The sequence below is a fragment of the Bacillus sp. B25(2016b) genome, from assembly GCF_001679765.1.
GTDB lineage: Bacteria > Bacillota > Bacilli > Bacillales > Bacillaceae_G > Bacillus_A > Bacillus_A thuringiensis_K.
This window is the reverse complement of sequence record NZ_CP016285.1, coordinates 787,999-802,080: the sequence shown is the minus strand read 5'-3', so window position 1 is coordinate 802,080 and position 14,082 is coordinate 787,999. Positions and strand designations below refer to the sequence as shown.

Here is a 14,082-nt window from a genome sequence, read left to right as displayed (position 1 = left end):
CTGATTATTAGTTGAACCAATCGGGCTTTTACGGGCAGTTCATCCCCCACCTAACTTCCTTGCTTCCACTGAATTTTGAGGTGGGGGATTACTGCCCGGCAAATAGCGGGATAAAAAGAAGGTGCTACGAAATATTAGTAGCACCTTCTTTTTTATTTAATTAATGTTTTACGTATTCTAAGCTTTCTTTTGCAATATACGCTTCTGTTACAGTAGGATTATCTGAAATAACTTTAACCCACGCTTTTCCATTTATTATCTCTTCACCAGTAACTGTGACAACTACATTTGTATTTAAACGATACAGTCGCTCATTTGATATACTAGGATTCTTTTTCACTTCCACGTTATTCATCACACGTGCAAGTTTGTACTTGTTGTATTCTTTTTTACCTAAATAAGAATCAAAACGGTTCATATGCCCCGCTACTTTTTTACCCCAGTTCGCATCAGATGCATATTTCGCATTTAAACCAGCAGCTTTATCACCTGTATATGTTGCTGTATAACGCCAATGTCCTGGATTTAAATATCCTTCATTCATGTATAATTTTGCTGCATGTTCAATACAATCTTCTTTTGAATTGAATGCTTCTCCGTTACCATACGGACTATCGTCTGTTGCTTTTAAACCAAATAAATTATTTTTGTCTTTTGCAAGAGCGCTTGTTCCATAATAACTTTCATGAATTGCTAATGAATATAAGAATAATGCATTTACATTATACTTGCTTTCTACTTCTTTAAATTTCTTTCCTAAACCAATTAATGGAGAGTCTGGTTTAATCGATTTCACATAACTATCTAGTTGTTCAGCTGTATAATCTGTTTTCGAACGTAATGATAAATAATTGAAATATTGATAGAAAGTTTCGTCTCCAAATGTCTTTCCATCTACACTATACATTTGCTGTCCTTGCTTCATGAAAGAAGGTGCCACACCATATCTAAATTCTGTATATCCAGGTGAACTTGTATTATATGTATAATATTTATGGTATAAATATCCATCTGATTTCACATAATAAGACGACTGTTTCATTTCATTTGTAGGAATTAAAGTGATTTCATCCTTCTTCACATAACCTGTCAAACCAGAAAGTTGAACTTTCACACGATCTTCGCCAACTTCTAACACTTTCAATTCTGTTCCATACTGAATATACGTATATACTGTTGACAAATTCTCATCATAAATATTAATGATGTTTTGCCCAGTTATTCTTTTCGCACTTGCAAAACCATCTTTAATCCATAAAAATTCGTTCTCGTATTTTACCGCATTCATACCTTTATTTTGAGCAGCCGTAACCGCTTCTTTATACGTATTATAGCGCTCTACTTCTTGCTCTGTTCCGTTTTCTCTTACATTTGTCACAACATATTTCTTAGTTTCTACAGGATTGCTATTTCCGTTTTTTTCAATCGTCTGAAGCATACGATCCAACATAGCTGAAGCCATCCCTCTTGTAGCTGATAAATGTGGTCTAAATGTATTATCTTCTGGATACCCTTTAATAATTTGAGTAGCCACCATAACTTGTACATGCTCTTTATAGTTAATACTATCTTTATCAGTAAAGGTAAGCGGACTTACAGCTACTTTAATATTTTTATAGTCTAACGCTCGCTTTACCATTATCGACATTTCTTCACGTGTAATCACATCATTTGGTGAGAATGTCTCGTTCGTACGACCATTAATAATTTTCGCTCCATATGCTCTACTTACACCATCATATAAACCGTAAGTCTTCGGCACATCCTCGAAATTCGAATCAGCTTTCGGTAAATTTAAAGCCCTTGCTATGAATGTAGCAAACTCTGCTCTTGTTACTAATTTATCAGGCGCATATACATTGTCTCCATACCCCATTAAAACTCCTTTAGTAATAAGTGAGCGCATATTCGTCTCAAACATATGTCCTGTAATATCATCATTTGCCGCATAACTTGAAATAGGAGTTAAAAGTAATGATCCCGTTAATGCCACTGCTGTTATACCTTTTGAAAAAGTCTTCAAGTTTACCCTCCTCGTAATCTACGAATTTATTATCACAAATTTGATTATATAATAATCGCAATCATTTTAGCATAATAAATAGGAATTAAAATAAAACGTTTTTGTAATTAGAATTTTCATTAAATTCAAAACAAAAATAAAAGACACTTTACTTTTTTAATAAAGTGCCTTTTTCCATATGATCAATGAGTTTCTTTGTTGCCTGTTTGCCTTGCAACCGAAGCTCATCTATTGTCAATTGTAACTCTTGCTGCACAGTTCCTTGTTGCATTAATTGCTTTTTCGCAATTTCATATAAATACTCAGCACTCCATTCGCCATCCACACTTCCTATAACTGGCTGATTCACTTGACTTAAAAACGAATCAATTTTCGGATCGTATGAAATCCCGACCATTGGAGTTTTGGCTACGGCAGAAAAAACAAGTGCATGAAGACGCATACCAATTAGTAATGAACATTGTGATAAAATGAATATTTTCTCGTCGATATCCATTTTATACGGAAGCATATACGTCTCTTCTCCCATTAAGTCTACTACTTCACGCGAAGCTTTTTGATCAAATGGCTCATGCATTGGAACAAATAGAATTTGGTATCCTTCTTGCTTTAATTTTTTTAATGCCTCAGCTAATTTTTTTATATAATCTTCTTTTGCATTCCAATAACGCACACTAACCGCAATTACTTTTCCATGTATCGAATGCTTTTGCAACCAATCCGATTGTTTTGTCCGTTTCCATGTTAAAACAGGGTCTGGAACAATTTCAATATCGTTTTTTATGCCAAGTTCTTTTAAATATAAAAACGAATCCTCATCTCGAACTGATACATAGGAAGCTTTTGACAAGTTCCATTTTACTAATAGACGATTATATCCTTTTGTAATTGGACCTATTCCTTGTGAATAAATATAATACGGCTTTTTTAATAATCGAGCGAGTCCCATAATACCCGTATAATATAGAATACTCTTCGTACTTGTCTGATCTTGAAGAAGGCTCCCGCCACCGCTAATAACTCCATCACTGTTTTTGATTGCATGATAAACAGCTTTTATATCCCAGCGATCTACCGATTCTACACCATACATTTCCTTTGTATATTTAGAATCATTTGATAGTACTACTAGTTCTATATCCGGGTTCTCTTTACTTAACGATTCAATAATTGATTGTAGAATCGCCTCGTCTCCAACATTATAAAAACCATAATATCCTGATAAGACTAAACGCACCCTAAATCTCCTCCAAAACTAGGTAACCGTTTATTTCATCTAACATAAACTGGTACCCATTCCTTACCTAAACACTTGATACCCTACATAGTTTCCTCTTTATCAGTTCATATGAATTATAATAAAAAATTAAATTTCTATATTTATCTTTTCAAAAATGGTATTTTGTTTATTGATATCCATTTTAATTTCAAAGCACATACACCATACAAAATGGTTGTAATACTTAATGCTATACCACTGAATAATAACGTCATAATTCTTGAAGATGTAACATCTATCACATTACATAATTCATACAATCCTAGTCCCAAAATACATGCTATTGCTAGCACACCAAAAAAGCTTTTTAAATGAATAGAATAGGCAATATAGCTTCGAATATACAAATGATTTACAATACAAAGCAATATGTAAGTAATTAATGTACTATACGCCGCTCCATCTATGCCAAACTTCTGCACGAACATAATGTTTAACACGACTTTCACACAACTCGCACCAATAACAATCCATGCAGCTTGTGCAGAACGGTTAATGCCCTGTAAAACACCTATTGATAATACCATAACCGCAGTAAAATACGAACTGCCAATCATAACTGTTAACATACTACTGCCTTTTACGTCTGTGAACAATCCGACATTTAACGGTACTGTTAATGCCATCAACCATATTGTTAACGGTGCTGTCAAAACATGCGCTAGTCGATTTGTATTTTGAATTGTTATTTTCGCCAAATTTATATCTCTTTTGGCCAATGCGGAAGTTAAGAGTGGTATTAATGGAAATACAATTGCACTTGCAAAAATAACAATTATTTGCGTGAATGCAAAACCGCGACTGTATATTCCAAATTGTTCTTGAATTTCTGTTGATGATCCTTGTAATACATGCGGTATTGTAAGCGAGTCTACTAAATTTAAAAGTGGCATTGATAAAGCTCCGATAGCGATTGGGATCGATACCCGCAATATCTTTTTGCCGTTTTCTCTTAAATCTCGGAGCGAATAGGAATTGCTTTTATTGTAGTATGGACTTCTATTATATTTTATACGCAAATATATAAGCGAACTAATGACTCCAAGAAAAGAGCCAACCATCGCACCACTAGTAATAACAGTATTACTCTTATCCCATGATACTAGTATGTAAGCAATTATTAACATAAAAAACACACGTACAAATTGCTCAATGACCTGTGATACCCCTGTTGGTTTCATATCACCGAAACCTTGAAAATACCCTCTATACACCGCCATGTATGGCGCAATGAGTAATGCTAATGAAGTAATAAGCAACGGCATTCTAGTTTCTTGTCCACCGAGCATATTCGCAATTTCAATAGAAAATAATACAATGACTAAACAGCCGAAAACGCCAAATGCTATCCCAATAATTGACGCTGATTTAAATAATTTCGCAATTTCCTTTTGCTTATTTTTTTCGTTCAACTCTGCAATTAGTTTCGAAATTGCAAGTGGAACTCCGGCTACCGATAATGTAAGAGCAATCATATATACAGGAAAAACAAGGCGAAAAATACCGAGCACTTCATCTCCTGCAATATTTTGTAATGGAATTTGAAAAAAACTACCAAGCAATTTTGACAAAAAAGTTGTAATGGTTAAAATTGCTGCTCCTTTTACAAATGTTTTATTCATATTTTTTCTCTTTTCTTTTATACATATACTCTCAAACATATTGTTTTAAGCGATAGGGATTCATTTTATCCCATTGGTTATCATAACAAATTTATTATAGGTTGAATACTTGGTTTTTTTTTCAAAATAGAAAAGCGAACCCATTTAAGCCTGTCTCTTCACAATATTTTTCTAATTCCTTCCATTATATATGTACACACTATAAGCGTTTCTGTTACGCCAAAAGAGCCCTTCCTCTCTGTCACTGCGATACATATTACTAAAAACATTATAAAAACATCCCACAACTCTACATTATAATTTATGTAAAATTGTGAGATATTCTAATTACTATCTAAACACTTAAGATTTTCAATTGCTCTTTCTGTTCATCGCTTGCCATTACTGCGATTGTTTTTTCAATACTCGGATGTACTTGCTCAAGCTCTACACTTGCTCCTACTTTATTTGATTGCTCAACAAAATTTAATAATGCCATAGCTCCTGATACATCCATATAACGCACATCTTTCATACGTAAAACAACCGGTGACTTCACATCTTGTAAAGTAGAGAAAATACGATCTACTGATAGGAAAGAGAGCGGCCCTTGAATTGTGTACGTTTCTTCTTTTTCTTTTACGATAGAAGTTTTACGTTCTTTACATTTCACCATATATATGATGAACGAAAGAATAATACCGAAGGCAACAGCAATCATTAAATCGAACTTCACCGTTACAATCATCGTTACGAGCATAACAACGACATCACCTTTAGGAGCGACATGCATCTTTTTCATGCTTCCCCAATCGAACATTCCAATACCAGTTAAAATTAAAATACCTGATAATACAGCAAGTGGAATATATTGTACGACCGAACCAAGACCCATAATAAAAATAAATAAGATAACACTATGCATACATGCCGAAAGTGCCGTTTTACCGCCACTTCTTATATTCACGATAGACCTTACAGTCGCACCTGCACCTGCTAATCCGCCAAACAATCCGCTCATCATATTACCGATACCTTGTCCAACGAGCTCTTTATTACTTTTATGACGTGTACCTGTCACATTATCCATTACGACCGATGTTAACAACGAGTCAATCGACCCTAACAAAGCAATACTAAGCGCTGGTAAAATAAGTGCTGCTATTCCTGTTCCACTTAAAGATGGAATATGAAGCGTAGGTATCGCTTCTGGAATAGTTCCAATCTTTTCAATTACTTTATTTAGTGAAAGATTTCCGATAATCGGTAACTTTACTGTAAGTCCTTCGAGTAGAGAAGAAAATAAAGGAAGCAAAGCTGTCACACCGACTAGTGCTACTAAACTAGACGGAATCGCCTTAATCCATTTGCCAGAAACAATCATTACAATAATCGTTAACACAACAAGTAGAAAACTATTTTGTACGTGTTTTATTTCGCCTAAAATAATGATTAATGCAATACCATTCATAAATCCTGAAACGACAGGATACGGAATATATCGAACGTAAGAACCGAGCTTACATACACCGAATAAAATTTGAAATAATCCTGCCATCATAAAGGCAATAAAACTTGCCTCTAACCCGTGCGTCGCAATAACTCCTGTTGCAATAACGGTAATCGGTCCAGTTGGCCCTGTTACTTGCCCAGGTGTCCCGCCAAATAACGCTGCGAATAAACCTGCAAAAATTGCACCATACAATCCAACAAGCGCTCCCTCAGACGTTCCTGTCGCAGCAATACCAAACGCAATCGCAAGTGGTAACGCAACAATCGCAACAGTAAATCCTGCTAAACATTCCTTTGCTATTTTTTGAAACATAAAAAAACCACCTTTGTATAAAGTCCATGTTCCATTGTACACCTAAAAAGATACATTCGTTAGCTCACTTTTTACATTCTCGTGACGTAAACGTATTCAACGAAAAGTTTTCCCCTTATCTTTGGAAACAATTGCAACTATGCTATAATGAACAAATTAAATCTTTTACTATATACTTGGAGGCACTATGCTAACTTTTGAAGAAAAATTATCGATTATTGAATCTTTCCCAGAACTAGAAAGAAAGAACGTATCATTAAAACGTGTAAACTTCCACTTTGAAGAAAGTCGTTTAGATAAAAAGAACGTTGTATTTCATTTACATCCAAATGGAAATGGATTTGTATATGCAAGTGGTATTAAAGGTTATAAAACAGATGATAAAGGTATGGTTAACATCCGTGAGTTTTCAGCAGAGGAGTTACGTTCAGTAATTGAGAAATCAATTGACCTTCTATCACAAGAAGAGGTAGTAGCACCTGTAGAACCTGCGAAAGAAGAAGAATGGCAGAACGAAGATGGTCATATTCTTACTCTTATTTCAGAGGATGACATGTGGAACGTGTACGCTGGTGTAAACTTAGACGGTACATTCAACTCTTATCCAGAAGCTGCGGAATACCTTGATGAAGAAGGCTTTTCACGCAAATAAAAATAGAAACCTATTTCATTAAACGACTTTTATAGTAATCAAAGAAGACACTTAAGGTGTCTTTTTTTGTTATATAAACTCCTTTCTCACACTATCTCTATTAATTTTCATAAGATGATTTAGAGGAGGTTTATATGAATACAACTGCTAAATTAATAAATTGGAAAGAACATGGCGATATGATTATTCTAGAATGTGAATTAAATGGAAAACGCTTCGAGATATCAACATATAAACAACGAATATATAATGCACACCTTTTATCAGATGACGTTTATATTCGTTTAGACTCATCTGATAATATAATTGGAATAAATATTTATAAAAAGTAAGAAAAGCCCCCTATTCCGTAGGTGGGCTTTATCTTTATTACACAATATTAGAGTATACTCTCTTTTTTCATACATTTTATGTAATTATACATATTCATTAAAAAATACACTAAATGAATATTACATGTAGTAAAATATAACTTGTGGGCACGTTCTATAAAGCAGATTCTTTTAAAAGGCGTAACATATCAATTATTATAGGGGATGTGGCGTCACTTCGATATTGATCTCAAATCTCTTGTCTTTTGTGAACTAACAATCTAGTGTATATAGACGATTCTGCTTTATAGTGTGTGTTTACACTCATAACAAAGGGGTAATGGTAATACGGATAGATTCCGATTCGTATGAAATGAAATGGTTCAAGTCGGAGAGAGGCACCTTAAGGTGTCTTTTCTTTTTGGACATTACATCCATTTTGTTTTTCCACCTTATTTCAAATGCGCTAATTAATCTTCACCAAGAAGAAACGAGAATTAAGTAAATATAAAGTGATTGATATTCACTTAATTCTCAATCTCTATAAAGGAACAGGACATTTAAGAATTAACAAAGATATTGTTTCTTCGGTTTAATCTCTTACAGAACAAGGGACAAAAATCCCATAGGTATGAGGCACCCTTCATTTTCTATTTTTTTGCCCCTTTCAACGATTCCCTCAGCACAAACTTCTGCAACTTACCGCTCGCATTACGCGGAAGTTCATCTACAAATAAATAATGACGCGGACGTTTATAATCTGCTAGTTCATCACTTTCTTTGCAATACGTTTCTAAATCAGCTTCAGTTATTGTTTCATCTTTCTTCACAATAACTGCTACAACACGCTCTCCCCATAATTCATCTGGCTCACCAAGTACCGCCACATCTAATATACCAGGATGACTATGAAGGAAATCTTCAATTTCACGAGGATAAATATTTACGCCACCGCTAATTACCATATCATCAACGCGATCAGCAACGAATAAATAACCGTCTTTATCAAAATAGCCTAGATCACCAGAATGATACCATCCTTTATACATCGATTTTTTATTCGCTTCTTCACGATTATGATAGCCAGCCATCATAGTTGGGCCGCGTAAAATAATTTCTCCCACTTCATAAGGAGGTAATACATCCTCTGGTTCTGCCGGTGCATCCTCGTTCGGTTTCACAATACGAACTTCATGGCTAAAACATGGCGTGCCTGCTGAACCAGCTTTCGTAATTTGATCCTCCTCTACGAGAAACGCAACAACTGGCCCCATTTCTGTCATTCCGTATATTTGAACAAGATCAATATAAAGACGTTCTTTACATTCTTTTACTAACGCCGGTGCCATTGCTGCTCCGCCGTATATACCAATCTTCATCGAAGTTAAATCATACTGAGCTAAATCTTTTTGCAACAACATATTCCACATCGTCGGCGCTGCAAAGAACGTCGTAATCTTTTCTTCTTGAATCGTATGTAATACTGTTTCTGTATCAAAATGATGCAAAATAACATTCTTTCCACCAACTTGAATGCGTGGTATGATTCCGGCATTTAATTCACCACAGTGATATAAAGGCGCCACAACAAGCCCTACACTATCTCTATTATATTTAAGGAAATACGTACAAATCATACTATGCTCAGTCATTTCACGATGACGATGTAATACGCCTTTCGGATGACCTGTCGTACCGCTCGTATAAAGCATTGAACAATAATCCATTTCATCAATTTCGATATTTACTTTCTCAGAAGATGCTGCATTCACTTTTTCATGGTAGGAACTTGCATAGGAAGGTTTATCGTTTTCTATAGACCAAAAAGATGTATTTGGAAAATCTCTTTCAATTATAGCAACAGTTGACTCAACTGCTTTTTCAAAGACCACGACTTTCGAGGATGCGTCCTGAAGAATATAAGATACTTCTTTTGCTTTTAAGCGGAAATTAATCGGGTTAAAGATCGCTCCAATTTTCGCACAGGCTAAGTAAACGTTTACAAATTCACGGCAATTATATAAGTAAACAGATACAGTATCTCCCTTTCTTACTCCGTCTTCTAATAGAGCGTGCGCTGTTTTATTTATTTGTTCATCCCACTGTTTATACGTCCAGCGAATATTCTTTTCAGGTTCCACTAACGCCTCTTTATTCGGATACTTACCAACTGATAAATCAAAAATTCTCCCTATCGTCATGTACATGCCAACAATTTCCCCCTTTTCTCTTTCATAAATCTATCATTTCGTCCATAAGTAGACATTGTCCTTTAATGATTTGACTAATTTTTCTGATTATTATCGACATAGTTTTACATACGGTGCCGCTAGAAGGTAAATGAAATTATATCAGCGATTTTTCGAATATATCGACTTACCGACAAAAACTGACAAGATATAATCGGACCGCCCATTACTGCAGGATAAAAAAGAGGTTGTTCCGACTCGGAACAACCTCTTTCTTCTTATGCAAATAGCTCTTCTAAAATTTTCAGTTTGTCTTCTGTATATTTTACGAAGCCATCGTTATATGATTTTGGATCTTTCGGATTTGCGAAGTGCGTAATTGCCCCCGTCTTCGGGTGAACAAATTTACTTGATGCACCACAGCCAAGTCCGATAATCGATTGTACTTCTTCCATAATAACAATGTTGTAAATACTTTCTTGCGTCGGCATTGCATAACCAACGTTCTCTAAGTTACCTAAAATATTCTTTTGACGATATAGGTAATATGGTACGTAATTATGCTTTTGCGTCCACTCTTCTGCTTCGTGCATCATCGCTGTAATTTCTTCGCGACCTGCTACTTTATATTTACGTTTGTTTTGCGTCATTTCAGAAGCACGTTTAAATGATAACGTATGAACTGTTAATGATTCTGGCATTAACTTTTCTGTTTCATCTAACGTATGTTTGAAGATATCTAACCCTTCACCAGGAAGACCAATAATTAAGTCCATATTAATATTGTTCATTCCCATTTCACGAGCTAAATGGTATTTCTCAATTGTTTCTTCTACAGTATGATGACGTCCAATTGCTTTTAGTGTCTCTTGATGGTATGACTGCGGATTAATACTAATACGGTCAATGTTCCATTTATTTAACACTTCTAGCTTTGCTGGCGTAATTGTATCTGGGCGGCCTGCCTCAACTGTTACTTCACGCACATTTTTCACATCTGGGAATGCTTCATACATTTCTTCATACAGCATATCCATCTCTTCTGCTGTAATACTTGTAGGTGTACCGCCGCCGTAATAAATCGTCGTAACTGTTACACCTTTTTCTTTTAAAAACTTACCAATTTCACGAACTTCATAATGTAAACCACCTAAGAACGAATCAACAGAGCCTTGGCGTCCATTAATCGCATAAGCCGGGAATGTACAATATGCACATTTCGTTGGGCAGAACGGAATACCGATATAAATACTTACTTCTTCTTTCAAACGGTATAAATCCGGAACAACTGCTAATTGGCAATCAACAATGCGCTGAAGAAGTTCAATTTTCTCTTCATGAATTAAATAACTTTCACGAAGTTCTTGATGCGCTTCTTCTTTTGACATACCATTTTGAAGCATTTTATGAAGAAGTTTCGTCGGACGTACCCCCGTTAAAATACCCCAGCTTTGTTCAATACCAGTTAACTGCTGAAGAACAGAAAGATATACATAAGAAACAACGTGTTTCACTTGCTTCATACGCTCTTTTTCATCTGTGAAAGCAGATAAATCTTTCGAGAATGTTTCTTCATACACATTTCCTGTGCTAACATCCGTTAATCGAGCGGATGCTTTCACATTATCCTCAATGTGTATATCAACGATAAGATTCGCTTCCTCTTGTTCAAATCCAATCGTACTATCTTCAAAAAATAAGCCGCCAATATTTTGTAGCGGACGTAAAAAACGATCATCTTGTAACGTTTTAATTGAAATTAACAACATTATCACCTTTTCATTTGCAAACTCTCTTTAGTTTACTTGAAGGGCGTTTACAGGTCAATACAGAAGGTTTTACCTGTTTCTCTTACATTTTTTCAAATAATTCTTTTTATGAATATCGCTCATGTATATAGACATCATCATTTTCTCTTGTTAAAATTTATTAGTATTAAAATCGATACATAGTGAAAATACAATATAAAAAGGAGGAATGTTAACACTAGATTCCATAATCTAATGTGTTAAAAACAAATATGAAAAAGAAATTTTATAGTGTTTTAACTCTCTCTCTTGCATTACAAACTGTTCTTGCACCTACTTATTCATTTGCAGAGAGTGCTGAAAAATCCGCTGAAGTATATACGGAAGATCAAGTTTTTAAAAGTATTAAAGAGCATGTTAATGAGCATAGTACTCATGAAGAAGATATCGAGGTTACTGGTCAATTCCTACTATACACTTCAAAAAAACATTCATTATATACCGCGAATGATTTAAAAAACAAATCGAATATCGAGATTACAGAACAAGTCGTAACGGCGACAAAGAAAAAAGGAAATGCTTATTACATAACGACGCCAACTGGCGCTGGATGGATAGATAACAATGATAATAGTTTAGAAGTTCAAGAGATTCATAAACTATCTAACCAAAAATTAATCGTAAAAGAAGAAGCTTCCATACATGCCCTTCCGTTCCAATCATTTAAAGAAGAAGGGAAACTACAGCCACAAGTCATAACTCCTACTGAACAAGCTGGAAATTGGTTTAAAGTCCAAATAAATGAAACAGCAAAATGGATTTATGCACCTGCTGCTACATTTGAAGGTACAAAAGCTTCATTATTAAAAAACAGTCGTACTGCTAAAAATAGTTTATTGAGATCGCCAGAAGCTCTACAAACAAACAATATTTATGGCGTTACATTTAAAGAAATGATTGTCCCAAAAGGAAATGATGATATTCGCCCTGGCTACCCAATGGTACCTAAATATATTACGATTCACGAAACGGCTAATACAGCGAAAGGTGCCAATGCTCTAAATCATGCAAAATTCTTAGATAATCAAGCACGCGGAACAGCTGATCGCGCCGCATCTTGGCATTTCACAGTAGATGATAAAGAAATTTATCAACATCTTCCAGTAAATGAAGTTGGATGGCATGCTGGAAATAAAACTGGAAACTATGAATCTATCGGAATTGAAATTGCCGTTAATCAAGATGGAAACTATGAAAAAGCGGTAGAAAATGCCCGTAAATTGGCAGCTTATTTAATGAACGACTTAAATATTTCTCTAGATAAGGTCCAAAAACACCAATTTTGGTCAGGAAAAAACTGCCCTGCGTTTATGATTCAACGCGGACAATGGGATGCTTTCTTAAAAGGAACTGAAACATACTATAAGGAAAACCAAAAAGATCCAGTAACTGATGACATTACAGGTGGATGGTATGAACAAGACATTCGTCAATTAGCAGCTAGAGGCATTATGCAAGGAGAAGGGAACGGCAAGTACTTCCCAGAACGTCTTGTAACGCGTGCTGAATTTGCTACACTAATTACTCGTGCTTTACAATTACCAAGTGGAAATGCTAATTTCACAGACTTAGAACAAGTACACCCATCGTTAAGAGACGGTATTAATCGTGCAGCAAGCGCAGGCATAATCCGCGGACGTGGTGATAATACATTTGATCCAAATACTACAATTACACGCGAAGAAGCTGTTATTATGATTGATCGTTCTCTAAAACACGCTGGTATTTTTGCAAAACAAGTTGAACTACCATTCGTAGACCAAAACTTAATTTACGCCAAAGAAGAAGTACAAAGAGTGTATGGATATGGAATTGTAAAAGGTAATGAATTTAATCAATTCGTACCAAAAGGACCATCACAACGTGCTCACGCAGCTGCATTTATAAACAGAATGCTTAGCGTAATTGAAGCTTAACATATTTATCATTCCATATAGATATTTTCATTTTATCTGTATTCACTTAAAAGGCATCAGAGACTATATATCTCTGATGCCTTTTATACATCTGTTAGCTATTTTTAGCCATGAATCTTAAACGTATTCCTAATAACAGAAGCATAAAACCGATGAATGGAACGTAATTCGTATTGTGTCCTGTAGCTGGAAGTTGTTGATTATTAGAAGAACCTTTTCCTTTTTCTGGTAAATTAGGTTTTTCTACTCCCTCACCTGGTTTTTCTGTTCCTTCTCCCGGCTTCTCTGTTCCTTCACCTGGCTTCTCTGTTCCTTCACCCGGCTTTTCTGTTCCTTCACCTGACTTCCCTGTTTCTTCACCTGGCTTCCCTGTTTCTTCACCTGGCTTCCCTGTTTCTTCACCTGGCTTCCCTGTTTCTTCACCTGGCTTCCCTGTTTCTTCACCTGGCTTCCCTGTTTCTTCACCTGGCTTCCCTGT

At 35.3% G+C, this 14,082-nt stretch carries 10 protein-coding genes; 3 read left to right on the top strand and 7 right to left on the bottom strand.

What is annotated here, in order from left to right:
- Positions 1-160: 160 nt before the first annotated feature.
- From BAQ53_RS04150 to BAQ53_RS04135, 4 genes are all read right to left on the bottom strand, one after another.
- Entirely contained in the window at positions 161-2,023 is a 1,863-nt protein-coding gene (locus BAQ53_RS04150) for an S-layer homology domain-containing protein (RefSeq protein WP_208906507.1), read from the bottom strand.
- 148 nt (positions 2,024-2,171) lie between these two features.
- Positions 2,172-3,260 (bottom strand): polysaccharide pyruvyl transferase CsaB, encoded by a 1,089-nt coding sequence (gene csaB / locus BAQ53_RS04145; protein WP_001241595.1) that lies wholly within the window; start codon positions 3,258-3,260, stop codon positions 2,172-2,174.
- A gap of 143 nt (positions 3,261-3,403) precedes the next feature.
- A complete protein-coding gene (locus BAQ53_RS04140; protein ID WP_061883812.1) occupies positions 3,404-4,924 on the bottom strand; it encodes a putative polysaccharide biosynthesis protein in 1,521 nt (506 codons plus the stop codon).
- A gap of 334 nt (positions 4,925-5,258) precedes the next feature.
- Positions 5,259-6,728, bottom strand: coding sequence for a SulP family inorganic anion transporter (locus BAQ53_RS04135; RefSeq protein ID WP_208906506.1), 1,470 nt, complete (start codon positions 6,726-6,728; stop codon positions 5,259-5,261).
- A 187-nt stretch (positions 6,729-6,915) separates the two neighbouring features.
- Here BAQ53_RS04135 and BAQ53_RS04130 point away from each other — a divergent pair, with 187 nt between their 5' ends.
- Both BAQ53_RS04130 and BAQ53_RS04125 read left to right on the top strand, forming a co-directional pair.
- On the top strand, positions 6,916-7,380 hold the full coding sequence (locus tag BAQ53_RS04130) for a hypothetical protein (RefSeq protein WP_000954998.1): 465 nt from the start codon (positions 6,916-6,918) through the stop codon (positions 7,378-7,380).
- Positions 7,381-7,514: 134 nt separating this feature from the next.
- Positions 7,515-7,712 carry a hypothetical protein gene (locus tag BAQ53_RS04125; RefSeq protein ID WP_001098260.1) on the top strand — a complete coding sequence of 66 codons (198 nt, stop codon included), beginning with the start codon at positions 7,515-7,517 and terminating at the stop codon, positions 7,710-7,712.
- 629 nt (positions 7,713-8,341) lie between these two features.
- Here BAQ53_RS04125 and BAQ53_RS04120 read toward each other — a convergent pair.
- Positions 8,342-9,898: a fatty acid--CoA ligase gene (locus tag BAQ53_RS04120; RefSeq protein ID WP_000281980.1), complete on the bottom strand. Its 1,557-nt coding sequence runs from the start codon at positions 9,896-9,898 to the stop codon at positions 8,342-8,344.
- Positions 9,899-10,158: 260 nt separating this feature from the next.
- A complete protein-coding gene (locus tag BAQ53_RS04115) occupies positions 10,159-11,649 on the bottom strand; it encodes a coproporphyrinogen III oxidase (RefSeq protein WP_002163864.1) in 1,491 nt (496 codons plus the stop codon).
- A 251-nt stretch (positions 11,650-11,900) separates the two neighbouring features.
- Between BAQ53_RS04115 and BAQ53_RS04110 the strand changes: the two genes are divergently transcribed.
- The gene (locus tag BAQ53_RS04110; RefSeq protein WP_000726525.1) at positions 11,901-13,604 is read left to right on the top strand and encodes an S-layer homology domain-containing protein; all 1,704 of its coding nucleotides are present in this window, start codon (positions 11,901-11,903) and stop codon (positions 13,602-13,604) included.
- A gap of 94 nt (positions 13,605-13,698) precedes the next feature.
- Here BAQ53_RS04110 and BAQ53_RS26550 read toward each other — a convergent pair.
- On the bottom strand, positions 13,699-14,082 hold a 384-nt coding region (locus BAQ53_RS26550), incomplete at its 5' end, for an LPXTG cell wall anchor domain-containing protein (RefSeq protein WP_208906505.1).

What these genes read in the sequence shown, in the direction of transcription:
- BAQ53_RS04135 (WP_208906506.1), bottom strand. Translation starts at nt 6,728, where the DNA reads ATGTTTCAAAAAATAGCAAAGGAATGTTTAGCAGGATTTACTGTTGCG.
- BAQ53_RS04115 (WP_002163864.1), bottom strand. Translation starts at nt 11,649, where the DNA reads ATGTTGTTAATTTCAATTAAAACGTTACAAGATGATCGTTTTTTACGT.
- BAQ53_RS04140 (WP_061883812.1), bottom strand. Translation starts at nt 4,924, where the DNA reads ATGAATAAAACATTTGTAAAAGGAGCAGCAATTTTAACCATTACAACT.
- BAQ53_RS04110 (WP_000726525.1), top strand. Translation starts at nt 11,901, where the DNA reads ATGAAAAAGAAATTTTATAGTGTTTTAACTCTCTCTCTTGCATTACAA.
- BAQ53_RS04125 (WP_001098260.1), top strand. Translation starts at nt 7,515, where the DNA reads ATGAATACAACTGCTAAATTAATAAATTGGAAAGAACATGGCGATATG.
- BAQ53_RS04120 (WP_000281980.1), bottom strand. Translation starts at nt 9,898, where the DNA reads ATGTACATGACGATAGGGAGAATTTTTGATTTATCAGTTGGTAAGTAT.
- BAQ53_RS04130 (WP_000954998.1), top strand. Translation starts at nt 6,916, where the DNA reads ATGCTAACTTTTGAAGAAAAATTATCGATTATTGAATCTTTCCCAGAA.